This window comes from Candidatus Paceibacterota bacterium, assembly GCA_041660505.1.
In the GTDB taxonomy this organism is placed as follows: Bacteria; Patescibacteriota; Minisyncoccia; order Phycocordibacterales; family JACRKE01; genus JBAZWG01.
The window spans coordinates 378,130-404,484 of the sequence record JBAZWG010000001.1; the positions used below are offsets into that span (position 1 = coordinate 378,130).

A 26,355-nucleotide genomic window follows, 5' to 3' on the forward strand; every position below is an offset into this window, starting at 1 on the left:
AGCAATCTAAAGGTCGAAGACTCTATAAGTTAATTTATTTCTATGAACAAAGTAGATTTAGTCGGTGTTGTTCACGAGAAATTGGGCGGGACGAAAGTCGCAGCAGAAGAAGCGGTCAATGCCCTCTTCGATGCGGTCGTTCACTCACTCAAGAAAGGTGATGAAGTTTCTATCGCCGGACTTGGTATCTTCTCGGTCAAACAGCGTGCAGCTCGTTCTGCCCGCAACCCTCGCACAGGCGCGATAGTTCAGGTGCCTGCGATGAAGATTCCTAAATTCCGCGCCGCAAAGGCTCTTAAAGAAGCCGTGCGATAGCCGGAATCTGTTTTCGAAAATTGTTTTCCACTTACAAAAGTCCGCCGATGAGGCGGGTTTTTGTTTTTATGCTAAAATAAGTTTATGTTTAGAACCGTATTTATTTCTTTACTCGTTGGTATTACCGGCGTTGCGGCCGCGTTCACGATACAACCCGCTTCTTCCGCACCACAACAGCTTGAGGCCCAAAAATCTGAATCTGTTACTGCTTCACCACATACGACACAGAATGCATTGTCGCAATTTCAGAGTGTGGCATGGAATACGCCTAACCGGCAAAATCAAAACGAACAGAATGTTTTTGATGCATTCTCGCCATTTATTCAAACCTTCTCAAAATCTATTTCTTTATCTGATAAGTCGACCTCCACACTACAGCCAACTTCATTACCCAAAAATGTTCTAGCGATTGAACCGCTGGGCTCGCTCGCGCGTTATATGAACTCGCTCGCACCCGCGGGAAACGCGCCTTTTGCAAGCGCCTTGTCCGAAACACAGGTACGAAATACGTTGAACAGTGGCGGTATTTCTATCAATGCACAACCGCCACAAACAATCGTGGCGGGGCTTGGACAGCAGGCAGTTGACGGACTGTTGTATTTTCACAATCAAGCCGGATCCTTTACCGTTACCGGCGGGACCGAGGGCGGCCACCAGACTCACGGTACACAAAATACCTATACCGAAAACAACGTCGATATTGGAAAAGGGACGGGCCTCGATACGTTTATTGAAAACAACAAGATAAGCACACGGCCTGGAACAAACGGCACAATATACAAACTAAAAGACGCAAATGGCCAAAATATCGAGTGTATGGACGAGGGCAATCACTGGCACTGTATGTTCAACCCCGACGCTCGCGGGATAAATCAATCGACAGACCAGCCCGACGGCGACTCCGGAGACGGCGATGGAAGTGGTGAAAGCGGTTCTGGTGGCGGAACCAGTAGCGCCTATTGTGGTGATGATTACTGGTCAGATGAAGACATTTGTTGTTACAAGCATACTGGTCCTGCCGGCCCGCCCGGGCAATATGATGGCGTGACGACGTGCAATGCTGGTTTTAAAATGGCTGGCGACCCACCTATCCCTACTCCGGTACCAAATTGCGGTCGTGACGGCAAACTCTGCGATCTGGAACTCACCTTGGCACAACCCGGAGGCAAACTTTTGTCCTGTTTATTCGCTGCCTGCCCGCCCAAGCGTAATGCTATCTGGGACCCGCAAACTAAACGCTGTGGCTGTGACGACGGAGGCAGTGGAATCGGGGTGGCCAGTGGCGGAGGTAGTGGAGATAACGGCACCGAGGCACCATCAACTTCTGCGACTGGAGATCAACAAGGGAACACGGACAAATTGGCCGCACGGGGCGTAACATTGCAAAACGGCGTCCAAGTTGGCGGTCTAACCGACAACACCATGAATGGTATCGATAAATTTGCCGCAGACTATAAGGCGAATACCGGTAACACTCTGGAGATGAGCGCTGGCACCAACGGCACGCACGACGCGAATACACCAAGTGGCTTCACTCATGCAAACGGCGGTAAGACCGACTTCAGTACCGGCGGGGATAACACCAACAGCGATCTTGCGCGTTATATTAAGAACCCCGATAACGGTTTCACCTTTGACCACAACGCTTCTGACGGTCCGGTCTATCATGACGGAAACGGCAACATCTTTTATCTAGAAAATTCTGGCACTGCACCACACTTGGATGTCGCCTGGGCTGGGAACAATACAAGGTAGCACTTAATTATACACTCGCTTGATGAGCGGGTTGATGCGCGTTATTATTTCGTAATTTATCGTGCCGGCTTTTTCGGCTAGTTCGTCAGCGGTAATCGTCTGGCCAATTAATTCTACTTCGTCTCCTATTTTAATATTAGGAATATTGGTAACGTCTATCGATATTATATCCATCGAGACTCGGCCAATTACTTTCGCTCGTTTGCCGTTAATCGCCACAAATGCTTTTGATGACAGCGCTCGCGGATAGCCGTGCCAATAACCTATCGGGCAAACGGCAAGTTTGGTACCGGGCGGGACTGTCTCTGTATGGTCATAGCCTACACTGCCACCGTCTTTAAGCGTTTTAATTTCTGAAATAATCGTGTGCCACGAAAGCGCCGGCTTGAGTGTGATATTCGTGCCGATTGCATCCCGCACCGTCGGATCAGACCAGAGGCCGTACATGCTTATCCCGCTGCGGATCATATCGAGATGTGCATCGGAAAAAGTTAGAGTCGGCCCGGATGCCGACGCGTGTGTTATGGGCGTAAATCCGGCATTTTTAAATTGCGAAATAATTTCTGCAAAGATTTTCAGTGCCAAATCTACTTGTTCTGTCGTGCCATTGTGCCTGCCGAACGGGAAGTGCGTATAAACTCCCTCGACAATAACATTGGGTACTTCGTTTTTTAAATAGGCAATAACTTGCGGAATTTCTTCCGGCAAGAATCCCTGCCGGTGCATCCCCGTATCTATTTTAAGGTGAGTTTTTAGTTTGTAGTTTTTAGTTTTTAGAATTTCTAAATGCTCAAGATGCGAAACGGTGATACTGACATCATTCTCGATTGCTTCAGTAATACGTGACGGCAATGTGTAGCCGAGAATTAAGATCGGTAGCGTAATACCTTCTTCGCGCAAGCGCACCGCCTCGGTGATAGAGTCTACGCCTATCCAATCCGCGCCAAGGTCTTGCATTAATTTAGAATATTCCCAAAGCCCGTGTCCGTAGGCGTTAGATTTAGCGACAGCCATAAGCTTAATTTTGCCAACAAGGTCTCTCCTCGAGGAGGAGCTCTGCGACGGGAGAGGTGAGTCCTTGTTGTCGATAAGCTTACGAAACGTATCGTAGTTATGCCGAATGGCAGACGTATCCACCTCGACCCAGGTGCGCACGTCGGTTGGTTTGTTTGAGTTCATACCAATAGTATAAGCATTTTTGCCATGAAACGCGAAATTTGATACTATGCAGTCTTGATTGATATTGCGCGGGCATAGTTTAGCGGTAAAATGTCAGTTTTCCAAACTGAGGTTCCGGGTTCGACTCCCGGTGCCCGCATCAGGACTTCACCACTTCAATATCGGCGCCGATGGCGTTTAGTCTTGTCGCTATTTCTTCATAGCCTCTGTTTATGGAATAGACGTTTCTTAATATAGAAGTACCTTCGGCGGCCAGCATGGCGATGAGAATAATGACGGCGGGGCGCAGAGCCGGCGGGCAGACCACTTGGCCGGCTTTTAATTTTGTTGGGCCGGTCACGAAGACGCGATGCGGGTCGGCAAGAGTGACCGACGCGCCAAGCTTGTTCAGCTCGGTAAAATAGATAGCGCGGTTCTCCCACATCCAGTCATGAATTAATGTCTGGCCAGTGGCTTGCGTCGCGATAGGTACGAAGAACGGCAGGTTGTCGGAGTTGATGCCCGGATACGGCAAGGCGTGGAGCTTGTCGGCCGGTGCCTTTAATTTCGAAGGTAATATCGTGATATCGACGAGTTCGGTACGGCCGTTATAGGACTTATACTTTTTCGAAACTTTATATTTCAGTCCCATCTTCTCGAGTTTCAAGAGTTCTAGGGTAAGGAAATCTATTGGCGCTCGCGTGACAGTGAGCTTGGAGCCCGTCGTAATAGCCGCCGAGATGAACATCATTGCTTCTATCGGGTCCTCGCTGTTGTGATACTCGAGCGGTGCGTCGAATCCAGTAATGCCGTGCACGCGAAGCGTGGTGGCACCGATACCTTCAATCTTCACACCCATCTTCTCCAAGAAGAAGCAGATCTCCTGCACCTGATAATTCGGCGGGGCAAAGCGGATAGTCGTCACACCTTTGGCAAATGCGGCGGCCAAAAGCACATTTATGGCGCCGGTGTCGGACGCCTCGTACATCACCACCTCGCCGGCCTTAAGCCTCTTGGTCGTAACGGCGTAATGGTCGGCCTTGGTAACAATCTTCACGCCCAGGTTCTCAAGGCCATAACGATGCGCCGCGATTGTTCTGTTCCCCATTTTGCAACCGCCGGCGTGCGGGAGTTTGAAGAACTTCTCGCTATGCGCCAGCGCACCGATAAGCATGAGGCCCGAGCGCACACGCGCGGCAGCGGCGGCATCCAGCCCGTCCATCTTTAACACCGCCAGCGGGACAATCTCGAGCACGTTCTGCGCCTTCCACGTCGCTTTGACGTCAATGCTCTCAAGTATCTCGATTAATCGCTGGACCTCTTCTATGCGCGAAATACCGCTAAGCGTCGTCTTATTTTTATTTAAAAGTGCGGCGCAAATCAATGCGACCGAGCCGTTTTTGGAAAAGTTGGTGGCAATCGAGCCCGAGAGTTTCTTGCCTCCTTTTATCTTAAAATCCAATGATTCGGGAAAAGCCGTCATAGGTTATGTATGATATACTAGTGAGATATGTTTCGCAACCGCGCTTTAATCATATTATTCATACTGTTTTCGACTTTCATCTTTATCTCTTCGCCGAGTAATTCCAACGCCTCAAATAATGTTCTGATACAGAAACAGATAAAGATCTTGCTTTTAAAAATCCAAATACTTAGATCAGAACTGGCGAAACTTAAGCTCGCTGAGGCAAAGGTGGCTCCGCTTGCGCAACTGGATATCGAGACGCTTAATACTTCGGTGCGCAAGGCTGTAGTGAATATTCTCTGTGAGAATCAGAGCAATAGTCCTTTCAAATCGATAAGCGGGAGCGGTGTTATCATCGATTCGCGCGGGGTTATCTTGACCAACGCCCATATCGGGCAATATTTTTTGGTAAAAGATTATCCCACACAAAATTCGATGTCCTGCGTTATCCGCACCGGCAGTCCGGCCTTGCCCGCCTATTACGCCCAGCTTATGTATTTGCCACCGATGTGGATACAGAATAATCCGACGACGATGAAAACTTCCGGTGCCACCGGTACGGGCGAGAATGATTACGCTTTGCTCGCGATAACCGACTCCGCCAATACCACTCCGCTCCCCGCCTCATTCTCTTCTATCTCTATCGACGACACGTTCACTTCCCTCGCCGATAATTATCCAGCTTTGCTCGTGAGTTACCCGGGCGAACTTGTGGGCTCGTTTATAATAAAGAATTCTTTATCAATGAGTTCGGCCGTGTCCAATATTAAACAGGGTTATTACTTCGACGGCGATACTGACCATAACCTCGACCTCTTGGATGTTTCCGGCACGGTCATCTCTCAAGCGGGGTCATCGGGCGGCGCGGCAGTCTCTTTGCTCACAGGCAAACTCATCGGCCTAATCACGACAGCAACAGAAGCAAAAACCACGGACATCCGCGAGCTACGTGCTATTACTCTCGCTCACATAAACCGCAGTATTACTAAATACACCAGCCAGTCGCTCGATGCTTTCTTAACGCAAAGTCCAATAAGCGCCGCCGTAAACTTCGAGACGAGTACGGCCTCAACCGAGCGCGCAATACTTATTCAATAGAAGGCTTCTCGAGCAAAGTTTGTTCTACGCCCACGGCTTCGCCCGTGATACGCAAGACATCTTTGTCTATTTTGCCGAATTCTTTTGTGGCAGAGTTATAGTGATTCACAGTGGTCGAGAGCGATGCGCCGAGCTTGTTATGGAACTCTCCGAAGGCCTGCAGATGCTTGCCGAGGTTCTGGACATTCTTGCCAATCTCTTTCGTCGCCTCTTCTATCTTGAATGCTCTGTAGCCAAGCAATACTGTCTGTAGATACGCGAGTAGTGTCGTCGGTGAGACTATTATCACTTTCTTCTCATTCGTCGCGTAATCTATCAGGCTCCGCGTATTCACTTTCAGCGCACCGACTTCATTCACTATCAGGTCATAATAAATCCCTTCGGCCGGGATGAACATAAAGGCGAACGGGAGCGTGCCTTCATCTGTGCGAATATATTTCGCCGTCTCATCTATCCTTTTCTTCAAATCATCTTTAAATACTTTGGCGAACTCTTCTTGTCTTATCGGGTCGCGCTCTTCGACGAGTCTCTGATAATTATCCAATGAGAATTTAGCATCTATGGGTATCACTCCGTCTTTAGTAATTATCACGGCATCCACCGCTTCACCGTTCGGGAATGAATATTGGAGCTTGAAGACGCCCGGCGGCAACACGTTTTCCAGAATAAGCTCGAGGGAACGTTCACCCAGACTCCCGCGCTGTTTCTGGTGCGTCAGCACGCGCTCAAGCTTTTGTAATGCTTCTGTAATAGTCAAAACTTTTTTGCTCTGCTCTGTTGATTCCGTTACACCCTTCTGTACATCGAGTAGCTGTCGCGTAACTTGGCTGGTAATATTCTGCATCAGCTTTTGCGATTCTGACATTTGGAACTGCAGGGAGTCGTTCATCCATTTCGACGACTCGCCCAGCTTCGCGTCCATAACTTTTGCAAGCTCCGCCACCTGTTGTTGGAGCATCAGCATGCTGTTCATATCCTGCTGTGGCTCGGTCCGTTTCTTCATAACGAAATACGCCCCGGCAAACCCGAGGAGGAGAAAGACTATCCCGATCAATATGTACAATGCCATATATAGACTATTCTAGCACAAGTCGCTATACTATCCAGCATGAAGAAACAAAATTTAGAGACGCACCAAATACTTATCATAAAGTTATTTTTTATACTTTCGGTCATTGTCATTTTTGCCTTTACCGGCTGGGCGTATTGGCTCATGGTAAATGCGAACCGTGTTTCGCCCGTACCCGTTGTAACAGAAACCGTCACGCCAACACAACCGGATACAAAAGTAGAAATTCCCTCCTCGAGCGAGGTTACACTTTGCGGAATTGCCATTACTTTGCCGGAATTTTCAATCGGCTCGCTAGGAAAAGACTTGGATGGTTGCTTGTATCGTGATGACAAGTTAAGCATACAAGTAATAGACAAGGGCACTTCGACGCAAGACGCCTTCACTGCCTTCGACAGATATCTGAACACGCAACTTGCCAAAGAAATAATCTCTATCGCTCGAACAGATTCCGAATCTGATAATTTCATTCTCCGCACTTTCTATAATCAGTTAGAAAAGAATTCCGTAGCCTACACCGCCGAGCTTGGCCAAGATAAGCTTGGTGCTGGCGTTTACCAGACTGCAACTTATTTGGACGGACGTTATATTGTCTATCTCACATATCACCTCTTCGACCAATACGACAACGGTCAGCCATTCAGAACTTATACTAAAGAATACGTTTCCCGACCGGAAGTTCAATCGGTAATAAAAGAACTGAACGCGAGTACCAGAACGATACGCGTAGCGCAATAAACATGAACGAGCTATCTCCAGAATCGGCACACGACCAAGAGAGCGTCGAGAAAAATGTGAAACAGATAGAGAGCCTTATCAGTATGATTATCGGCGTCGATATGAAGGAGCTGCAGGCGCTGGAAATAAATACCCTTGGCCACGAACTTTCCGAAACCGAAAAACAATATAAAACAGACATTGTCGCTCATATAAAAGAGACTCGGTCGCTCGAGTTAACTTGTCGTAAACTTGTAGAAGACTTCCTGATAACCTTCCCCGTAGACCTAGGCTTCATTAATACAGTCAGACATATCATTTCACTCTCGGGCAAAGGTGATCCGACAGAGGATTTGGCAACGTATGTAAAAGATAAACAAAAAGTCTGGAACAACAAACTTGATTTCGAACTTTCAGGTAAACAAACAATTACGGTTGATCTCGATGATAATAAAAAATTATTGGTAGAGAACAACGGCAAATCGATCTTCTTTTCATGCGCTTTCGAACCGGCAATCTATAAACTTAATACCAAAGTCGGACCGAAGGAACCGATTAAAATAATGACTCGTAATTTGACAGACGCAGACTACGCGAAGATAGTCGAAACGATGAGGGGGCTCGAGGGATATATAGGTGGACTATTCAGAAATTATTGGGACTTATGTAAAAAAACTGGTTCTGCCGACGCAGAAAAAGAAAAGAACGATATCGGTAAAGAAATATTACTGAAGACATGGAACACTCACGAGGCAGAGATAATCATAGCGAGCATGGAACTTTTGAGCCAGCACTTGTCAGAGCAGAGCCTGCATTAGAACTTCGTTTGTGGACCTGGGGGGAATCGGACCCCCGCCTCAGCAATGCGAATGCTGCGTAATACCACTTTACTACAGGCCCTAGCGTCCGTGTACTATACCGTGAAACTGGGCTGTATTCAAGCACACAGGGCAGTCTTCTGGGGCTCGCAGAAAACTGCCCTGTGTGCTATGGCAGGAATTTCTTTTTTCGCAAAAGTTTGTGGTAGGCAATGGCGAAACGATGTGACTCGCTGTTGGCGAGGAGAATTGCATCGGACTTGCCTAGTATATTTTTCTTCTCACCCAATATTTCTCGCGGCTTATGGCGTTCATCTTTTACTACGCTGACAACCGGAATAGTAAAACCTTTTTGTTCTAAAACTTCTTCAGCTGTATTTTTTTGCGGATAACCACCGTCGGTGACTATCAAATCCGGTAGTGGCCATTCGTCATGACCGAGCCTGCGCGTGAGCACCTCCTTCAAATTCGCAATGTCGTTCCCGCCCGACATTGCCTGCAGCTTCAGTCGCTGGCGGGCGGGCACACTGCCTTCGGCTAACTTTTTTATTTTGAATTTTCTGTAGCCAGACTTTTTTGCTATTCCGTTTTCAATGACGACCATGACGCCCACACTGTTTTTACCCGATAAGTGTGCAACGTCATACGCTTCTATTCTAAAATCAGAAGTATCGATATCTGTCTTAATCAAAGAAATATCGTGGATGTGTTGTAACGAAAAAATCTGTCGTTTTTTCTCTCCCGCCTTTTCAAAATCCTGCGCTTTTGAAAATTCAGCCATTTCTCGTTCGAGCAATTTAATAACTTTCTGTTTCTTACCTTCAAAAAAAAGTTTGATATTTCTGACGGTTTTCATGTATTCCGTGCGCGTAACTTTACCAATACAAGTACCAGGACATACGCCCAATTCATAATCAAAACATGGACGCAATACTCCCCTCTCCTTCGGGGAGGGGTCGGGGGTGGGGTTGTGCGTATTAAAAGGAAATAATTTGCGAATTAATTCATACGCCGCGCGCAAACTTTGCGCACCGGGGAATGGCCCGTAGGTGCCCGCACCGCGCGTGAGTAAAATTCTTGGGAACGGATCTCTTGTAATCGTCACATAAAGAAAGCTTTTATCATCTTTATCTTTTGTATTGTAAGGTGGCTGTAATTTCTTTATCATCTGCGCCTCGAGTATGAGCGCCTCAAGTACCGAATCTGTCTTCACATATCCGATAGTCGTCGCCTCGCCCACCATATTCACGATATGCGCACCCCGCGTGTAACCAAGGTCGGATGAGAAATAACTCCGCACTCGTGAGCGCAGAGATGTCGCCTTGCCTACGTACAAAACCGTGGCACCTCGTTTGAATAGGTACACCCCCGGCTCTCCGGGCAACTTAATATCCTTGAATTCTTGTATAGTCATCGTTGTTACAGTATCATATCTTTAGTTCCGATCAACAGGCCGAATGAAAGGAGGTGAAATCCGTGGAGGATGTCATTATTGGCAAGGCCAAGCATCTCTGGAAGGATATCGGGAGCACCCGTCTCTCGAATCCGGAACTATCGGAGAAGGCCAGAGAGCTTCATGTTCGCCTGGCCGAAGACGGACATGTCGTTTCATTCCCGTTTGTCATGTCCGTTCTCTGCCTAGAATACTGGACAGAAACGGGGTGACGGAATACCTGTTGAGCACGTCCCGACCCCAAAAAGGTCGGGCGCGCTTGTTATTACTTCTTCAAATGTTTCTTTAAATATTTTCCGGTTTCGGATTTCGAATCGTTCGCAATGTCTTCTGGCGTGCCTTTGGCAATAACATGCCCGCCTTTGATACCGCCTTCTGGGCCAAGGTCGATGACCCAGTCTGCAGTCTTTATCACATCCAGGTTGTGTTCTATTACTACCACGGTGTTACCCCTGTCTACCAATCTGTTCAAGACTTTAAGCAAATTTTCGATATCGGCAAAGTGTAAACCGGTTGTCGGCTCATCAAGTAAGTATAAAGTCTTGGTCGTATCGCGCTTACCAAGTTCGGCCGAGAGCTTCACCCTTTGCGCTTCCCCACCGGACAAGGTCGTAGCCGGCTGGCCGAGCTCGAGGTAGCCGAGGCCAACATCGTTCAAGATTTTTAATTTATCGTGCAACCATGGGATATCATCGAAGAACTTTTCCGCTTCTTCTATTGTCATCTTGAGTATCTGATAAATATTTTTCTTTTTATATTCTACTTCCAATGTTTCGCGATCGAAGCGCTTGCCTCGGCAAACGTCACATTCTACATACACCGTAGGCAAGAAGTGCATCTCGATGGCGATAAGCCCGTGACCTTCACAGTTTTCGCAGCGTCCGCCGGGCACATTAAATGAGAACCGGCCCGGCTTGTACCCACGCACGCGAGCGTCCTCTGTTGAGGCAAACATATCGCGAATGAATGTCCAAGCACCCACATAGGTGGCCGGGTTAGAACGTGGTGTCCTGCCTATCGCCGCTTGGTCGATAGTGATAACACGGTCGACGTATTCTGCACCAAGGAGCTCATGACATGGCTGTACTCCGACGCTTCGGTCGGAGCTGCTCGCGACGCTCGCGTGATATGGATCTTTCGAACGCATCATTTTATACAGCACATCGTATACAAGCGATGACTTGCCCGAGCCGGAGACGCCAGTCACTGCCGTGATACGTCTTAACGGTATGTCTACATTTAAATTCTTTAAATTATTCGCCTTGGCTCCTCTAATTTTTAAATATGCGTGACCTTGTTTGATATCACGGCGCTTGGGCACTTCTATCTTCATCTCTCCGCGCAAATATTTAAGTGTGGGCGAAGTTTGCTTTTTATCATCTATCAAGTCTGGCATCGGGCCTTCGGCAATTATCCTCCCACCGTGGATGCCGGCCGCTGGGCCAAAGTCGACTAAATGGTCAGACGACCAAATTGTATCTTCGTCATGCTCGACAACAATAATAGTGTTGCCAAGATCGCGCAGGTCGTGCAATGTTTTAATAAGCTTCGCATTATCGCGCTGGTGCAAACCTATGGTCGGCTCATCAAGCACGTATAAAGTGCCGGTTAATCGCGAGCCGACTTGTGAAGCAAGTCTTATTCTCTGCGCTTCCCCACCGGATAAACTGCCGGATTTTCTATCGAGCGTCAAATATTCCAACCCGACGTCTATCATAAATTTAAGTCTATTCTTGATTTCTTTTATCGGGACTTCTGTAATCTGCGTACCCTTCATGCCAGAGAAAAAAGTAAAAGCCGTATTAATAGACATTTCAGAAATGCTCACAATATTTTTTTCTTTTATCAAAACATTCAGTGCCTCTTCGCGCAGGCGCTTGCCGTGACACTTGGGGCACACCTCATCGCTCCAAACATCTTTGGTCCCCAAACCGTGGCAGACATCACAAGCGCCGTATGGACTATTGAAAGAAAAGAGGCGTGGCTCAATCTCGGGAAAAGTAAAATTATCTTCCGGGCAGGTGAACTTTGACGACAAAAGTAACTCGGTCTTTCCCGTTACTATGTTTACCAGTTCATTTCCATATTTCAAAGCAGACTCAACCGCCTCAGATAATCTAAGTCTGTTTTCTTTATTACTAAAATCACTCATGGTCGGGATTTCGTCTACCACAAGCTCTATCGTGTGCGCTTTGTAACGAGACAAATTAATCCGTTCTTTAAGCGAATACCACTCGCCATCAACGCGCACCTCACGAAAGCCAGCATTTAGGAAATCGTAGAGCATCTGATAGTACTCCCCCTTGCGCCCGCGCACCGCCGGAGCCATAATCTTTATCGAATCGTAAGAATTTTTTACGAGTTGCTTGAGCGTTTTTGAGTTGTCCGAGGTCTCGCCTCGGACATGAGAAAATTCGATAATCGCATCCACGATTTGCTCGTTTGTAAGCTTTTTAATCTCCCGACCACAGGTTGGGCAGAATGGCGTACCCGCACGTGCGAACAAGACGCGCAGATAGTCGTAAATTTCTGTTGTCGTCGCCACTGTGGAACGTGGATTGTGCGAATGGCTCTTCTGATCAATAGAAATAGACGGCGAGAGTCCATCTATCTCATCAACGTCCGGCTTATCTAATTTCCCCAAGAATTGCCGCGCATAAGCAGAAAGAGACTCGATATATCGGCGCTGGCCCTCGGCAAATATGGTGTCGAAGGCGAGAGAAGACTTACCCGAGCCCGAAAGGCCGGTAAAAACGGTCATCTTCCCACGCGGTATCTCTAAATTCACATTCTTGAGATTATGCTCCCGCGCGCCTTTAATTATGATTTTGTCTTGCATATACTTTTAACTTTAAAACTTTCTACTTTTTAACTAAAAACAGCCCCTGTTTTAGATCCCTAGGGGTATATTCACGCCAGACAGTATACCACACAATAACCGTTGACTAAAGCGTCCTTGGCTTGTACTATCAACTAATTACAGATCTATTCATTCACGTTTTTCGACCAAAAAGGACGGTTCTGATGAGGGCAACTCTAACCGGAGTTTGTGCGCTGACGGCCATCACCCTCGGCGGCACACTGGCAATCGTGGCATACGCACTTGCCGCGACAGCGATACCGCTGCTTCAGGGCGACCATCTGGCGAGAGCCTACGACGAGTTGTCTCAATTTTTCCGGATAAGCGACAGCCTCATTGGTGTCGCACTCTGGATTCCGATTTGGTTCATTTTCGAGCAACTCAACCCCCGGCGCGAATGAATTGAAAATAGCCCCCTGTCCGATTACAGCCTGAACTAGAGAGCCAGGTATGTCGTCGGCAGGGGGCTACGCGTTTCTTGCTATTCTGGAGTAAGACCCCAAAGAATGTCGAAGATAACCTTAAAGGCAGTGACTATTTCCGGAATAGCAATAATAATAGCTACAGGATTTGTATGGCTCAAAACCAGCACTTTATCATCATGGATGTCCAAACTATCTTGGAATTGATATCCTTCCGGCAGGTAGCGTGATTCGCGCAATAGTTGCGGGTCGGCAGGGTCACCGCTACGTGAGTCGGCAGTCAGTAACAATTTCGTACTGATTCCCCGCGCACTGCGCTCATAACGAAACTTAAGAAAAAAATCTGGGTCGATTGATTCCCATGTCATCGAGGAAATAATCCGATACCAGCGATCTTTTTTCGATTTTGTCTCATATTCATCCAAAAGTGATTCGTAGAAAGCTGTAATCTCCTTCTTCCCTTCCAGGTATCTGATTCCCAGCTTCTCGGTTTTAATTTTTTCCTGAGTCGGCAAGGTTGGAATAAGAGTCTCGAATAGATTCAGCTTCCTGGAAAAAGCACGCGCCAACCACTCCGGCCGTTGGGCGGCATAATTTCGCTTCCCATTCTTAAAATAGACATTAACCACACCTTTTTCTGCTAATCCCTGCAAGATAGGGTAGATTGTCGTGCGCCTTAGGCCGATCTCTTTGGCCACCGCCGACGCCTGCGAGGCACCGAGTTTAAGAAGGGCCAAATAGGCCTGTGCCTCTTGCTCGCCCAACCCTAGATTCTTCAATGCCCTGGTTTGTTCGTGATAAGTCATGGTTTAATAGTGTCAAAATATTACTACACTTTTAATATTACCGATAATAGCTATATTTTACAAGTATATATTCAAGCATCATTGTTTACAGCTATTTACATAATATACATAATATATAATACTAGCGGTATGAATAAAGAAACTAAACAGTGTCAGAATTGCAAAAATAATTTTGCCATCGAACCCGAAGACTTTGCATTTTATGAAAAAATGCAGGTCCCGGCACCGACTTTCTGCCCTGAGTGCAGGATAATACGGCGATTCAGTTGGAGGAACGAGCGGTCATTGACGCGCAGACCTTGCGGTATTTGCAAGAAGCCGGTAGTTGCGATTTACTCGGAAACAAATCCTTTTCCCGTATATTGCCGAGATTGCTGGTGGTCGGACAAGTGGGATAGCAGTGACTATGGTCGGGATTATGATTTTTCAAAACCATTTTTTTCTCAGTTCATGGAACTTTACAATCAAGTTCCGAAGGTGAACCTTTTCGGACAAAACAACGTGAACTCGGACTATTCCACCAATGTTTGGAATTGCAAAAATTGTTACCTGTGCACCTCAACGCTGAACTGTGAAGACATATTCTATTCTCGAGGGATGGATGCAAGCTTCTGGTGTGGCGATTGCCTGCATGTCTCAAAAGGTAATCATGCGTATGAATGCGTAGACTCCTCGAATGTTAATTCGAATTCGTTTCTCTCTGATTCATCCGATTGCGTTAATTCTCACTTTCTCTTTGACTCGCGCAATTGTTCGGACTGTTTCATGTCGGGTAACCTGCGTAACCGCCGCTTCGTGTTCCGTAATGAACAATGTTCCGAGGCAGACTACCGGGAGAAAATGGCGCAGATACAGATGAATAGCTACACGATGCTGCTGTCGCTCATTGAGGAATTTGAAAAGGTGAAACGGTCATCCATACACAGGTTTGCCAAGATACTAAAGAGTAACGACTGTACCGGCAATTCTATTTCTAATTCCCATAATGTAAAGGACAGTTTTTACATCGCCTCCGACGGCGAGCACGTGAAGTATTGCTACCGTGGCCATCATATCACCGACGCGTATGACTCATCATTTGTCATCGAGGCCGAAATGGTGTATGAAAATTTGAACATCGGCTACGGTGCTACTCGTTCCAAGTTCTGCACCAATATTACGTACAGCATACACGATGTGTCCTATTCCGATGCTTGCTATACCTCATCCGACCTATTCGGATGCGCAGGGCTGCGCGACAAGAAATACTGTATTCTCAATAAGCAGTATTCGAAAGAAGACTACGAGGCGCTCGTACCGAAAATTATTGAGCATATGAAGAGCACAGGTGAATATGGCGAATTTTTCCCCACCGCTCTTTCACCTTTTGCCTACAATGAAACGCTCGCACAAGAATATTACCCACTCTCAAAAGACGAGGTTTTGGCAAGAGGTTACCGGTGGAAAGAATCCGATGCCAAGAAATACGCGATAACCAAAGGTTCGAATGATCTGCCGAACGATATCAAAGATGTTCCGGATACGATAATCAAAGAGGTCATCATGTGTGCGCACAAGGACAAAGACTGCAACGAAATGTGCGCCACAGCATTTAGAATAATTCCGGCAGAATTAGAGTTGTATCGTAAAATGGGGTTACCGCTTCCTCGTCTCTGCCCCAACTGCCGCCATTTTGCCCGATTACAGAAAACCGTCCCGCTCAAACTCTGGAAACGGTCATGCATGAAACCGGGATGTATTAACGAATTTGAAACTTCATATGCACCTGATAAACCCGAGATCGTATATTGCGAATCTTGTTACCAGCAGGAAGTCAGCTAAACTTTTTTATCTTTCTCCGCCTCCTTCCCCAGTTCATGCAGATCTTTCGTGAGCGTCTTTACTTCATCGCGCAGGAGCGCGGCGAGTTCAAAGTCTAGTTGTTTGGCCGCTTCTTTCATCTCTCTTTCTTTTTCTTTAATTAATTTCTCTAACGCTCTGGTTGTTTTTGGTACTGGCTTTAATTCCAGATTCAAAACCTCTTCCGGCAAGATATCTTTTATCTCTTTGATAATAGTCTTGGGCGTGATGCCATGCTCTTTGTTATATGCGAGCTGTAAGGTACGGCGCTTGTTGGTCACGTCGAGCGCCTTCTGCATCGAGCCGGTCATAATGTCGCCGTAGAGAATGACTTGCCCCGACACATTGCGCGCCGCACGGCCGATAGTCTGAATGAGCGATGTTTCGCTTCGCAAGAATCCTTCTTTGTCGGCATCGAGTATCGCGACGAGAGAAACTTCCGGCAGGTCGAGACCCTCGCGAAGTAAGTTTACGCCCACCAGCACGTCATACTTCCCTTTCCGGAATTCTGTAAGTATTTTTATTCTATCAAAAGTTTTTACATCGCTATGCAGATAGGCCGCTTTATATTTCTTCTCTTCCAAGTAGGCGCTCAAGTCCTCCGCCATCTTCTTGGTTAAGGTCGTTATCATTATTCTCTCTTTTTTCAGAATAACCGGATCAAGTCTTTTCTTTAAGTCCTCGATTTGTCCGCGCGCCGGAGACAAAATAATTTCGGGGTCAACCAGCCCAGTCGGTCGAATAATTTGTTCCGCGACCTGCGCGCTTTCCTTCAGCTCTTCTTCGCCCGGCGTAGCCGAGGTATATACCACTTGGCCGATCTTCGCCTCAAATTCTTCATAGCGCAAAGGCCGATTCTCGGCGGCAGAAGGAAGTCTGAAGCCGTACTCAATCAATGTCTTTTTGCGCGCCTGATCGCCAAAGTACATCCCGCGTATCTGGGGCAGTGTGATATGCGACTCGTCGATAATAGTGAGGAAGTCGGGAAACGGAGCGAGGCCATTCCCTCGTGAAGTTGACGAGGAGAGACCTCCTCCTGCCGCCCGATTGGCGGCTTGGGTCGTCGGAGGACTCACCTCATCAACTTGGGGAAAGTACGAGAGTAAGGAGTCAGGTGAGTCGCCTGGTTGCCTACCAGACAGATGCATCGAATAATTCTCGATACCACTGCAATATCCCACTTCACGGATCATCGCGAGGTCAAACTTGGTGCGACGTTCGATACGTTCTGCTTCGAGAAGTTTCCCTTCTTTTTCAAACTTTGCGAGCTGGGTTTTGAGTTCTGCCTGTATAGCTTTAATCGCACGCTCACGGTCAACACCTTCTGTAATGAAATGCTTAGCCGGCGCTATAGCCACAGTATCAACACTCGGTGTTGATTTGGTCACGCCTTCCACGGGGTTAATCGCCAATATTTCAGAAATATAACCGTTCTGGACGCGCAAGTTATAAATAACCTCCTCATTCGCCGGCATTATCTCCCATTGGTCACCACGGAGGCGGAATGTCCCGCGCGTTAGGTCTGCTGTCGTGCGCTTGAATTGGAGATTAATCAGTTTTTTTACTAAACTTGCGCGCTCTATCGCTAACCCAACATTAAAGAATAAAATATTCTCGCGATAGCGCTCCGGCGCACCGAGGCCGTAGATGCATGATACCGACGCCACTATTATCGTATCTTTACGCGTAAGTAACGACATCGTCGCCGCGTGACGCAAACGGTCTATCTCCTCGTTAATCATCGCTTCTTTCTCTATATAAGTGTCAGTGATGGGCATATAAGCCTCGGGCTGGTAGTAGTCGTAATAGGAGACAAAGTAATGCACGGCGTTATTAGGGAATAATTCTCGAAATTCGTTACAGAGCTGAGCGGCGAGAGTCTTATTGTGCGCAATAACCAAGGTCGGCTTCCTCGCCTGTGCGATAACATTAGCCATTGTGAACGTCTTGCCACTACCGGTCACGCCGAGCAAGGTCTGCTTGGCCATACCCGCGTCTAAGCCAGCCACAAGCTTATTTATGGCCTTAGGCTGGTCGCCTGCCGGGGCATGTTTGGACTTAAGGTCGAAAATAGGCATACGTTTGCCTATTATAACACAGTTATTTTAAAGGGTGTTTTTCCTCGAGTTTCCTCTTTATTTCGTCAATTCCCTTCTGTATTAAATCTCCTTCAAGGTCTAGTACCGGCAAATCGATAAATTCGACTTTTTCCATACTGTCTTTCTTTGCAGGAGTGCTTTTTATTATTATGTGATATGAGGCGACGTTATTCACAAGGTAGGAAAGGGCTTTTTTCCTCAATTCTTCATCCGGCAAACTTCTCCCGCCTAGTAAATTTTGCACGACAAAATCAATCGCCTTGTCGCATAATTCCACGATCATAGGCGTTACTTCATCTGCATCGAACGACCCCATCAGCCAATTAACTCGCTTGTTCAGCTTGCTTATTTTTTCATTCCAATCCGACTTATCTATTTCCGGTGATATCGCCTCTTCATTCATAATGTGTTACAGTGTAGCATACTTTTTGCGGGCTGTAGTATACCGGTAGTACGCGTCCATGGGGTGGATGTAGACCGGGTTCGATTCCCGGCAGCCCGAACGAAAACAAAAAACCGCTCATGATTTGAGCGGTTTTTTGTTTTTAATTTATCGTATCTCGTAGCGTAACGTTACGTCCACGACGATGTCCTGCGAACCCGCCTCGATAGTCGGTGACGGAGCAGACGCACCGCCAAAGCCAACTTCCGCCTTGCTCATCATCGGCGCGTAATCATAATACGATCTGCCGCCGCCTTCATCCACGCCAAGCAATCGGCCGAGTGAGAATCCGCCGGCCTTAGCCATGGCCTGCGCTTTGACGCGGGCTTTCTCGATGGCCTCATCACGGGCAACGGTCTTAAGCGCATCGGGGTCCTCTACGGTAAAGGAGAGACCGGAAACATTGTTGGCGCCCAGATTAGCCACGCCTCCGAGTAGGTCGCTGATCTTACTGAAATCGCGCACCTTAACCGATACTGACTGCGATACTGTATAGCCGGTAATTTCAGAAGGTGGGCAGGGCTTGACGGCGCCCGAACTGTCAACAGTGCGGTAACAATTATAGGTCGTGTATCGCGGCGAGATATTATACGAATCGGTCTTGATATCCTTAGCCTCGACATCATTGGTCTTCAAGAACGCGATTATCTTATTGCCTTTATCGGTATTGTCCTTCTGGAGTTTGGCGATATCTTTACCGCCTTCGTTTATTACAGAATATGAGAACTGCGCAATATCGGGTATGGCCACCACTTTACCCTCGCCGCTCACGCTGACGGAATTCATCGCCGGCGCAATATAACGGAATGTCCCGGCGAAGCTGACGAGCCCATAGGCAAGCGCCAGTACCGCGACAATAGCGGAGATACCAAACCAATTTTTGATGTTGTTCGACATAATATTATAGTTAATCTTAATGCCAAGAATATAGCACAAAGCAGTGTTTTATGATAGTATTCTGAAGATATATTACGGGCTGTAGTATACCGGTAGTACGTGCGATTCGGGTTCGTAAAGACCGGGTTCGATTCCCGGCAGCCCGACCAGGATTAATGCCGAAACCCAATCTGCGGTTTTGGGCTCTCCTCTTCTTCCAGAAAACGCTTGAGCGCTTCGAACACAACGCGGAAGTTTTTGTCATATTTGGCCTCCATCGCTTCGATCTTTTCTTTCAGCTCGCGATAGCTCATGAGCATTTCGCGAAGCTGGGTGAACGTGCGAATGATCTGGATGTTAACTTGCACGGCCCTCTTGCTTTTGAGCACCGAGGATAGCATGGCAACTCCTTGCTCGGTGAATGCATAGGGCAGGTATTTTCTGTGCTGGCCTTGCCCTTTCTTTAAGGTCACAATTTGTGATCTTAGACGTTCGTCCTCAAACTTCGATATCTGAAACATAAAATCTGCGGGAAATCTCTCAGAATTTCGTTTAACCGCTTGAGTGAGAGCTCGTATTTCCACTCCATACAATGCCGCTAAGTCACGATCAAGCATTACTTTATGGCCACGAAGTACAAAGATAGTTCTAACAATTCTTTCCGTGGGAATAAGCTTGAGCATGTTATTTTTTCTCCTCTTCCACCTCATCCGGAATAAATCCGCCGGCTTGGAGCTTCCAGAGTTTCTTATACAAGCCTTGGCGTTTGCGAGTGAGTGACTCATGCGTGCCGTCTTCTACTATTTTACCATCGTCCATCACGATTATTCTGTCCATTTTTCGGATGGTGGAGAGGCGGTGAGCTATCACTATCGTCGTGTGGCCCTTCATTAGTTTATCTAGTGCGTCTTGAATGAGCATTTCAGAATGTGAGTCTAGTGATGACGTCGCTTCATCAAGCACGAGTATCGGTGCGTTCTTCAACATCGCTCGGGCGATAGCCACGCGCTGGCGCTCCCCACCAGAGAGCTTGATACCGCGCTCACCCACAAAGGTGTCATAACCGTCTGGTAATGCCGAAATAAATTCGTGGCAATGCGCCATCTTGGCCGCTTCATAAACTTCCTCATCGGTCGCATTCTGCTTGCCGTATCTGATATTCTCCATAAGTGTGCGGTGGAAGAGTATCGGGTCTTGCGGCACGAGGCTCACCGCGTTGCGCAGACTGTCTTGAGTCACTTTCTCGATATTCTGTCCGTCTATCAAAATTTCTCCGCTTGTGACGTTGTAGAATCTAAAGAGTAATTTAACGAGAGTAGACTTCCCCGCTCCTGAAGGCCCGACGAGTGCCACCCTCTCCCCGGGCTTTATGGTGATATTAATATGGTCGAGCACCGATCGATTCTCGTGATAAAAGAAGACGGTGTCATTAAACTCTATTTTACCTTCATGTACTTTGAGACCTTTCGCGTGAGGTGCGTCTTTTATCTCATGCGGTGTGTTGAGTATCCCCACCATTTCTTGAGCATCGGCGATAGAGTGATACGTCGCACGGATAGCTCGGCCGAAATTCCAGGTGTTATTGGTTACGCGCTGGAAATATGTTTGGGCCAGAATAAATGTGCCGATCGTAATAGAGCCGGTCTGCCAATATTTGATGCCATAGTAGAAAAGGAAGAATTCTATAATAAGAATCAGCCCTGATTGTACGGCCTCAATAACAGAGTCGATGTTCCAAGTAAAACGTGAAATATTGCACCAAGACTGATTGATTTTCTTAAACAAACCGAGCTCGAACAACGAACCGGAGAAGCTCTGGATAGTAGTATGGTTGGTGATAGCGTCGGCGAGCGATGCTGTGACCTCCGAATCTTTTGCTGATTTCTCGGTATCGTATTTTATTTTTAAGAATGACGCCGAGAGTTGCATCAGCATTATGGCGAGAACACCTATACCGACCACCGAGGCGAGCACCGTGTTGAAGTACCAGATACCGGTAAGCGTGCCGACTATCTGGATAAAGAGAGACAGGAAATCCCAAACTATGCGGTCGCCTACGTTGTCGTAAGAGTTGGCATAACGGTTAACTCTCTGTACCAACGACCCGGCAAAGTTGTCTGAGAAAAATCCGTAAGAGTGGTGCATTAAATACTCGAAGGCTTCATTACGCAAGTCGCGCATGACCCCGGATTGGAAATATACTTGGAGAAAGGTCGCTGTGCGCCAACCGAGCCAAGAAATAAGGTTTAGCCCCAATATAGTGAACACGATAGCCATGAGCTGTCCGACAAGATTCGGTTCCGATACCGATTTAGTTAGCAAATCAACAAACTCCTTGTAATACAGCACTATTACGAGGTTCACGATGTACGCTATTGTTGAAGCGGTGACTATACCCAGAGCCCACCATTTGCGTCGCATCGTCGCGCGCCAGTATCGGCTCAAAACCTGCCGGACGGTTGCTGTCGGCTTTTTATTTTTATCCGATTTTTCCATCGGAATATTATACTACGAAATTCTATCTCTCGTCACGTTCGTTATCGAAGATGAAAAGTAGTTTTTCTACTTCTGATTGTTCATTACCGGAGAGGGCTGTCGATTTTCGTGTAACATACGCCGCCAGGTCGTCTATGTGCGCGGAGGTAAATACTTCCAGCCCATCTTTGTTATCAATAAGTTCATCTATGAGTCTGTGTTCAAATTTTTGTGCCGCTACTAAAATTTGTGCCAATTCAGGCGCTCTCGTTATCGGCCCGCGCAGGCGCACAATACGGATAATCTCGCAGAATGCCGCCGCCATCTCCCCCGCGCAATAGTATCTATCGTATGATTTGCGCTTCGTCCAGCGCACGATCTCTCTGAATGCTTTTTCTATTTCATCTTTTGTCACCGGTATCCGTTCCTTAGTCTCCAAGGGAGGCAGGTTGGGGAATCTGGTGTGCGCATGGGAGCGCGAGCCGGACTCGGATGCTGCTATTCTTACAACATCCAGATCAGCGGTTAGTGGCTTTTTATATTGCGCTTGAATATTCGCGTATGAAACTAGGGGCGGAGTGATAGCGTTCTCCTCGACTTCCCGCCGACTAGGAGGTCCGCCAGTGAGGCGGGAGCTATCCCAGAGCAGGGCGAGCGCCACCATATGCTTGCACACTTCCCCACCCACATACGGGCAATCACAAAGGTGCATCAGCTTGCCGGCGACGAATTGCAATTTAACTTTATAAGGCTTGGAGCCGAGAGCTAGACCATCAGCCTTGGTATCAGAATATTCACGCAAGCGAACAGACCCCTTCTCAATACACGACTCCCCGCGGAGCCACACCTCTTCATAGGTAATCGGTAACAACATGTGGGCAACTGATTTGGAGCTCATGTGGCTAGTATAGTACACTGTATTTACTTATCAACTTAATAGAAAAATATGATTGAAGGATTCAGTAAGTGGCTAGCGGGGTTAACCGTAGCGGCCAGCGCGCCATTCACAGCACAAGTATCACAGCCTTTAATGCCGCCGCCCACAGACGGTACGCTCCCCCCGCCGATGAATGAGCCCTTGCCTCCTAGGGATTCAACAGATGGTGGCGCCTTTATGCCGAACTCTCCCGACGGCGGGCAAAACTTCCAAATGCAACAGCCATTCCAAGGAACACAACAGTTCCAACCAATGCAACCAGATCAATCTTTTCAACCTTCCCAGCCGAGACAGCCGATGATGCCTCAAGGTGGCTTCGATGACAGGTCCGGGAATCAAGGATTCCCCGGTGAACAATTTAATAATCAAGGCGGGCAAGGAGGACAAGGAGGAAATGAACGACAGATGCAGCCAAATCGACCTAAACCCAATATGGCACAAGCCTTCAAAGGCCCGGAGCAGATGATCAAACAGATGGAGACCAAAATAAAGAGCCTAAAAGCGAAGAATGTCTCCATCCCTGCCAACATCGAGCAGACAATATCGGAAGTTAAAGTTCTTATTGCTTCAGCAAAGGAGAGTTCTTCTAATGAAGATTCGGATCCGAGTGATGCAATGTCTGATGTTCAAGATAAAATGCAGGATCTGCAAGATGTGTTCCCTCAATTACAGATGCTCGGCGAGTGGCCAAGAATAGAGAAGCAAGCGACCAAACAGCTCGCCATGATGAAGAAGGAATTCGAACGCTCCAAGAAACAGGCGCTTAAGTCAAAAATCGACGTGAGCTCGATAGTGGCCAGAGTGGAGACGAGCTTAGCGGAAATAGAAAAGAGTATAGCCGACGCCAAGGCACAGGCCTCTGCGGGGAATATCGAGGATGCCATGGATTCCCTCCGCGATAGCGTCTTCGAAGCTTCCGATGATTTGCGTGACCAGTTCAGAATACTCGAGAGTATGGGTAATGTTGGCAGAATTTATACTCGCATATCTAAGGATATCGCTTCGTTCGAGAAGGAGGTGAAAAGATTGGCGAAGCAAAAAGATCCGGAGACCGGCGAGCTTCGCGACGTCAGCAAGCTTAATGAGCTTGTTGTGGAAGCCAAGAATTTCGTCGCCGATATTAAATCCAAGATAGATTCCAAGGCGGAGCCAGAAGAGATCTTCGATGCCTTGTCAGATGGCGAATCGCTCCAGAATGATATTATGGAAGAAATGTCGCACGTAAAGGGCCAAGACACCGCCATCGACAAGATGTTCAATCCGGCCTCCGGTTCACAGGGTAAGTTCTAGATAATCAATACTTGAACGACAAAAAACCGTTCCGGCAAAGTGCCGGAACGGTTTTTTAATGTCTTATGTTTATTCTAACGCGCGAAAATCAGCTACGCAACCTCGACAGAACGCTTGCGGACAAGCTTATGCGCAATGCCTTCTATCATCTCCAGCATGCGCTGTTTTAGAACCTCATTTTCAGAGTTCACCAAGCCCTCTTGCATGTGTTCTTGTGCCATACGTATGCTTTAATAATTAGTTTTTATTGTCTTGTATAAGCTTCTCCCACTCTTTGTCCTCCTCGGCCTGATACTGCGCCACCTTTTTCTCCAAAAGCTGTGAAAATTCAACCACATCGGAATACGGGAGCTTGGTCAGCACGTCTTTCATGAGTTCTAGCTCGCTCTGATTCAAGAAATCGAGCGCCTCCATCCACAATTTCTTGTAGTTTTCCGAAAGCGGGCTGCCTCCGATTAATTTTTCTACATCTTGTCGCAACATGATTGTGAATTGTACGCGCCTAAAAATAAATACGCAAGGAAGTTACTCACAAAATGACAGTCCAGCACACGACCGCAGAACAATCAACCTCACCCCTCCCCCTCTCCGAAAGAGAGGGGTTAAGAAATTCGTTCCCTCCCCTTCGGGGAGGGCTAGGGTGAGGTGGTCTTACAATCTTTTCTTCGTCTGTCGAACGATAAGCTGTTCGATAAACACAAAGGCGAAGATAGCGATGAGGAAAATATAGCCCGCATTGCGCAGATACTGCTCGCCATCAGGTAGCCACGAGCCGGCACCGTAGCCTAATCCACCCACGATCAGCATCCAGACGAAGGTGGCGATGATATCGGCACGGAGCAATTCCGGATATGGTATCTTGAGCGATCCGGCGCGGAGGAGAATCGCATGGTGAAAGCCGTAAGCGAATTTAGAGAAGAAAATAGTATGAAAAGGACGCTCTTTAATATGATTATCAAAAGGGTGGGTCACCTTGCTCACCCATTTATTAAGCCTGTTGCCGGTCGCGTTGCGAATCCCCTTGCCGAATGAGTACCACACCGCATCGCCGAAGAGCATGCAGATGAAGACGGTCATCGCCAAGTTGCCGAGATCGAGATAGCCCAAGCTTGCCACAAAGGCAGCGGTAAAGAGCACGATATCGCCCTCTACAAACATCCCCACACCCACAATAAAGTAAGCGATAGCCGGCGAAAGAGTAAGATATTGTAATAAAGTCAGATCACCCATAAGACACCCCTATTGTACCGCGTTTAGAAGCAAAAAGAGAAGCTTTCTGTCCACAGAGCGCACCCGAAGCTCGGCGTCTGGGAGTGCGACGCCGAGCTTCTTTTGGCGCGAACGAGACATATTCTTTCATGAGAGAAGGAAAGTAAACCCCACCGCAACCTCCGTTGGTAAACGGCAGGGCGAGGAGAGAGCCCCGACTCGGCAGTACCGGTCGGGATAAATTCCTTCTCTCGTGAAAAGGCGCGTCGTGGAAAGGTGAGCGCGGGAAAAGGTTGAACCTTTTGAATCCCTAAGGTTCAACCTTGAGGAGCGCTTTCTTTATCCAAGACCCGCCCATGCATAGAAACTTCATTTTGAACCCGCGACAGAATGTCGTGAACTCAAAAATGGGGGCGAGCAGAAGATGTGCGGTCTTCGTACTCGCCCGAGTGCCCCGTAACGTGGTGCCTCCGGTTGATTTTCTCGCGCGTGTCGCGCATTGGTAAATCAACGTAAAACAATTAACTGAATTTTAAGAAGTTTCAGTAAACTCTCGAGCAACTAACGTGTGCTCTGGTCTAAACGCTCTCTTGAATATGCATTACCCATGCACGCCTCAAGATGAGAAGGGTTTCCCGGGGCCTTTCGGCCACCAAACCGTTTTTAATTACGATTCGGCACTTCGACGACTGCTCACTTTCCGTGAGTTTGTCGCCGGACTCGCCAAGGAAAGGCGAGTTTATTCTCGCTCTTTTGCCACGAAGGTCCCGTCCTTTTGGACGTGAACTTCGTAAGAGTAACCCCCTTCAGGGTTACCCCGCTGGGTCGCATAACCCAGCTCAAAAGAGAACGCCTGACCCAGGACATCGTACAACTCCCGGGTCAGACGTCGAACATCCTCCAGCTTCGAACCAGAGGACATTCCTACGCCGTTCTCTCCGACTTTATATCGGGAGAGAACCTCACTCAGCTTTTCGGCCTGAGCTTCCGAAATTGAGTGGTGGACGTCTGTCCACCATTCAATTTCTATATCGTAGTCTGTCGACATCTCGATTCACCTCCTTTCTGCCGATTTTTGCCCTGACCGCCGTCATGGCGAGTCAAGTCGGGCGCGGAGTCTCGGCACCGCAGTGATTGCTCACTAATAAACCCGCAATCTTTCGGTTACGAACTTATTAGTGAGGGTGTCCAGCAAGATTGTGCAATCTTGCTGGACACCCTGATGAGCTGGATTTCCGCCAGCTCGCCGGCG

General features: G+C 47.7%; 25 protein-coding genes and 4 tRNA genes. 12 read left to right on the plus strand and 17 right to left on the minus strand.

Translation table 11 applies throughout. The features are described 5' to 3' along the window. Window positions 1-42 precede the first annotated feature (42 nt). Window positions 43-315: an HU family DNA-binding protein gene (locus WC764_02005; protein ID MFA6006484.1), complete on the plus strand. Its 273-nt coding sequence runs from the start codon at window positions 43-45 to the stop codon at window positions 313-315. A gap of 84 nt (window positions 316-399) precedes the next feature. Then, a complete protein-coding gene (locus WC764_02010) occupies window positions 400-2,070 on the plus strand; it encodes a hypothetical protein (protein MFA6006485.1) in 1,671 nt (556 codons plus the stop codon). 3 nt (window positions 2,071-2,073) lie between these two features. Here WC764_02010 and alr read toward each other — a convergent pair whose 3' ends face one another. Then, a complete protein-coding gene (gene alr, locus WC764_02015) occupies window positions 2,074-3,249 on the minus strand; it encodes an alanine racemase (protein ID MFA6006486.1) in 1,176 nt (391 codons plus the stop codon). A 68-nt stretch (window positions 3,250-3,317) separates the two neighbouring features. On the opposite strand from alr, the gene WC764_02020 reads away from it, so the two are divergent. Next, a tRNA-Gly gene (locus WC764_02020) sits at window positions 3,318-3,388 on the plus strand. Here WC764_02020 and WC764_02025 read toward each other — a convergent pair. Further along, the gene (locus WC764_02025; GenBank protein MFA6006487.1) at window positions 3,389-4,711 is read right to left on the minus strand and encodes a UDP-N-acetylglucosamine 1-carboxyvinyltransferase; all 1,323 of its coding nucleotides are present in this window, start codon (window positions 4,709-4,711) and stop codon (window positions 3,389-3,391) included. A 27-nt stretch (window positions 4,712-4,738) separates the two neighbouring features. Between WC764_02025 and WC764_02030 the strand changes: the two genes are divergently transcribed. Further along, window positions 4,739-5,791 (plus strand): trypsin-like peptidase domain-containing protein, encoded by a 1,053-nt coding sequence (locus WC764_02030; protein ID MFA6006488.1) that lies wholly within the window; start codon window positions 4,739-4,741, stop codon window positions 5,789-5,791. On the opposite strand, the gene WC764_02035 is transcribed toward WC764_02030, so the two are convergent. Then, a complete protein-coding gene (locus WC764_02035; GenBank protein ID MFA6006489.1) occupies window positions 5,781-6,860 on the minus strand; it encodes a DNA recombination protein RmuC in 1,080 nt (359 codons plus the stop codon). The genes WC764_02030 and WC764_02035 overlap by 11 nt on opposite strands. 39 nt (window positions 6,861-6,899) lie before the next feature. Between WC764_02035 and WC764_02040 the strand changes: the two genes are divergently transcribed. After that, complete coding sequence (locus WC764_02040; GenBank protein MFA6006490.1) at window positions 6,900-7,598, plus strand: hypothetical protein; 699 nt, start codon at window positions 6,900-6,902, stop codon at window positions 7,596-7,598. 2 nt (window positions 7,599-7,600) lie between these two features. Continuing rightward, window positions 7,601-8,395: a hypothetical protein gene (locus WC764_02045; GenBank protein ID MFA6006491.1), complete on the plus strand. Its 795-nt coding sequence runs from the start codon at window positions 7,601-7,603 to the stop codon at window positions 8,393-8,395. A gap of 11 nt (window positions 8,396-8,406) precedes the next feature. Here the strand turns inward: WC764_02045 and WC764_02050 are convergent. Together WC764_02050 and WC764_02055 are read right to left on the minus strand one after the other, a co-directional pair. Beyond that, window positions 8,407-8,477: transfer RNA gene (locus tag WC764_02050), tRNA-Ala, on the minus strand. A gap of 87 nt (window positions 8,478-8,564) precedes the next feature. Then, window positions 8,565-9,809: a UvrB/UvrC motif-containing protein gene (locus tag WC764_02055; protein ID MFA6006492.1), complete on the minus strand. Its 1,245-nt coding sequence runs from the start codon at window positions 9,807-9,809 to the stop codon at window positions 8,565-8,567. 53 nt (window positions 9,810-9,862) lie between these two features. On the opposite strand from WC764_02055, the gene WC764_02060 reads away from it, so the two are divergent. Continuing rightward, window positions 9,863-10,060, plus strand: coding sequence for a hypothetical protein (locus WC764_02060; protein MFA6006493.1), 198 nt, complete (start codon window positions 9,863-9,865; stop codon window positions 10,058-10,060). 53 nt (window positions 10,061-10,113) lie between these two features. Here the strand turns inward: WC764_02060 and uvrA are convergent, their stop codons facing one another. Then, window positions 10,114-12,687: an excinuclease ABC subunit UvrA gene (uvrA, locus tag WC764_02065; GenBank protein ID MFA6006494.1), complete on the minus strand. Its 2,574-nt coding sequence runs from the start codon at window positions 12,685-12,687 to the stop codon at window positions 10,114-10,116. 185 nt (window positions 12,688-12,872) lie between these two features. Here uvrA and WC764_02070 point away from each other — a divergent pair, with 185 nt between their 5' ends. After that, window positions 12,873-13,109: a hypothetical protein gene (locus tag WC764_02070; GenBank protein MFA6006495.1), complete on the plus strand. Its 237-nt coding sequence runs from the start codon at window positions 12,873-12,875 to the stop codon at window positions 13,107-13,109. 80 nt (window positions 13,110-13,189) lie between these two features. Here the strand turns inward: WC764_02070 and WC764_02075 are convergent, their stop codons facing one another. Then, window positions 13,190-13,936: a helix-turn-helix domain-containing protein gene (locus WC764_02075; protein ID MFA6006496.1), complete on the minus strand. Its 747-nt coding sequence runs from the start codon at window positions 13,934-13,936 to the stop codon at window positions 13,190-13,192. 765 nt (window positions 13,937-14,701) lie between these two features. Here WC764_02075 and WC764_02080 point away from each other — a divergent pair. Further along, complete coding sequence (locus WC764_02080) at window positions 14,702-15,757, plus strand: hypothetical protein (protein ID MFA6006497.1); 1,056 nt, start codon at window positions 14,702-14,704, stop codon at window positions 15,755-15,757. On the opposite strand, the gene WC764_02085 is transcribed toward WC764_02080, so the two are convergent. Both WC764_02085 and WC764_02090 read right to left on the minus strand, forming a co-directional pair. Then, on the minus strand, window positions 15,754-17,853 hold the full coding sequence (locus tag WC764_02085) for an excinuclease ABC subunit UvrB (protein MFA6006498.1): 2,100 nt from the start codon (window positions 17,851-17,853) through the stop codon (window positions 15,754-15,756). The genes WC764_02080 and WC764_02085 overlap by 4 nt on opposite strands. Window positions 17,854-17,875: 22 nt before the next feature. Continuing rightward, window positions 17,876-18,277 carry a hypothetical protein gene (locus WC764_02090; GenBank protein ID MFA6006499.1) on the minus strand — a complete coding sequence of 134 codons (402 nt, stop codon included), beginning with the start codon at window positions 18,275-18,277 and terminating at the stop codon, window positions 17,876-17,878. Between the two features lie 28 nt (window positions 18,278-18,305). Between WC764_02090 and WC764_02095 the strand changes: the two genes are divergently transcribed. Further along, window positions 18,306-18,376: transfer RNA gene (locus WC764_02095), tRNA-Pro, on the plus strand. Window positions 18,377-18,424: 48 nt separating this feature from the next. Here the strand turns inward: WC764_02095 and WC764_02100 are convergent. Then, window positions 18,425-19,213 carry an SIMPL domain-containing protein gene (locus WC764_02100; protein MFA6006500.1) on the minus strand — a complete coding sequence of 263 codons (789 nt, stop codon included), beginning with the start codon at window positions 19,211-19,213 and terminating at the stop codon, window positions 18,425-18,427. A gap of 75 nt (window positions 19,214-19,288) precedes the next feature. Here WC764_02100 and WC764_02105 point away from each other — a divergent pair. Further along, a tRNA-Pro gene (locus WC764_02105) sits at window positions 19,289-19,362 on the plus strand. Between the two features lie 3 nt (window positions 19,363-19,365). Here the strand turns inward: WC764_02105 and WC764_02110 are convergent. From WC764_02110 to WC764_02120, 3 genes are read right to left on the minus strand one after another with little or no spacing between them, the layout of a single operon-like run. Continuing rightward, window positions 19,366-19,977, minus strand: coding sequence for an ORF6N domain-containing protein (locus tag WC764_02110; GenBank protein ID MFA6006501.1), 612 nt, complete (start codon window positions 19,975-19,977; stop codon window positions 19,366-19,368). Then, entirely contained in the window at window positions 19,877-21,688 is a 1,812-nt protein-coding gene (locus WC764_02115; protein MFA6006502.1) for an ABC transporter ATP-binding protein, read from the minus strand. The genes WC764_02110 and WC764_02115 overlap by 101 nt, the downstream gene beginning before the upstream one ends. A 22-nt stretch (window positions 21,689-21,710) precedes the next feature. Then, complete coding sequence (locus WC764_02120) at window positions 21,711-22,565, minus strand: hypothetical protein (protein ID MFA6006503.1); 855 nt, start codon at window positions 22,563-22,565, stop codon at window positions 21,711-21,713. 48 nt (window positions 22,566-22,613) lie between these two features. Here WC764_02120 and WC764_02125 point away from each other — a divergent pair, with 48 nt between their 5' ends. Further along, window positions 22,614-23,894 carry a hypothetical protein gene (locus WC764_02125; protein ID MFA6006504.1) on the plus strand — a complete coding sequence of 427 codons (1,281 nt, stop codon included), beginning with the start codon at window positions 22,614-22,616 and terminating at the stop codon, window positions 23,892-23,894. Window positions 23,895-23,986: 92 nt separating this feature from the next. Here WC764_02125 and WC764_02130 read toward each other — a convergent pair whose 3' ends face one another. The 4 genes from WC764_02130 to WC764_02145 all read right to left on the minus strand — a co-directional run bounded on the left by WC764_02130 (window position 23,987) and on the right by WC764_02145 (window position 26,151). After that, window positions 23,987-24,115 (minus strand): hypothetical protein, encoded by a 129-nt coding sequence (locus WC764_02130; GenBank protein MFA6006505.1) that lies wholly within the window; start codon window positions 24,113-24,115, stop codon window positions 23,987-23,989. 16 nt (window positions 24,116-24,131) lie between these two features. Then, window positions 24,132-24,377, minus strand: a complete 246-nt coding sequence (locus tag WC764_02135; GenBank protein ID MFA6006506.1) for a hypothetical protein — start codon at window positions 24,375-24,377, stop codon at window positions 24,132-24,134. Between the two features lie 168 nt (window positions 24,378-24,545). Next, window positions 24,546-25,124: a hypothetical protein gene (locus tag WC764_02140; GenBank protein MFA6006507.1), complete on the minus strand. Its 579-nt coding sequence runs from the start codon at window positions 25,122-25,124 to the stop codon at window positions 24,546-24,548. A 718-nt stretch (window positions 25,125-25,842) separates the two neighbouring features. Further along, window positions 25,843-26,151 (minus strand): hypothetical protein, encoded by a 309-nt coding sequence (locus WC764_02145; protein ID MFA6006508.1) that lies wholly within the window; start codon window positions 26,149-26,151, stop codon window positions 25,843-25,845. Window positions 26,152-26,355: the final 204 nt, after the last annotated feature.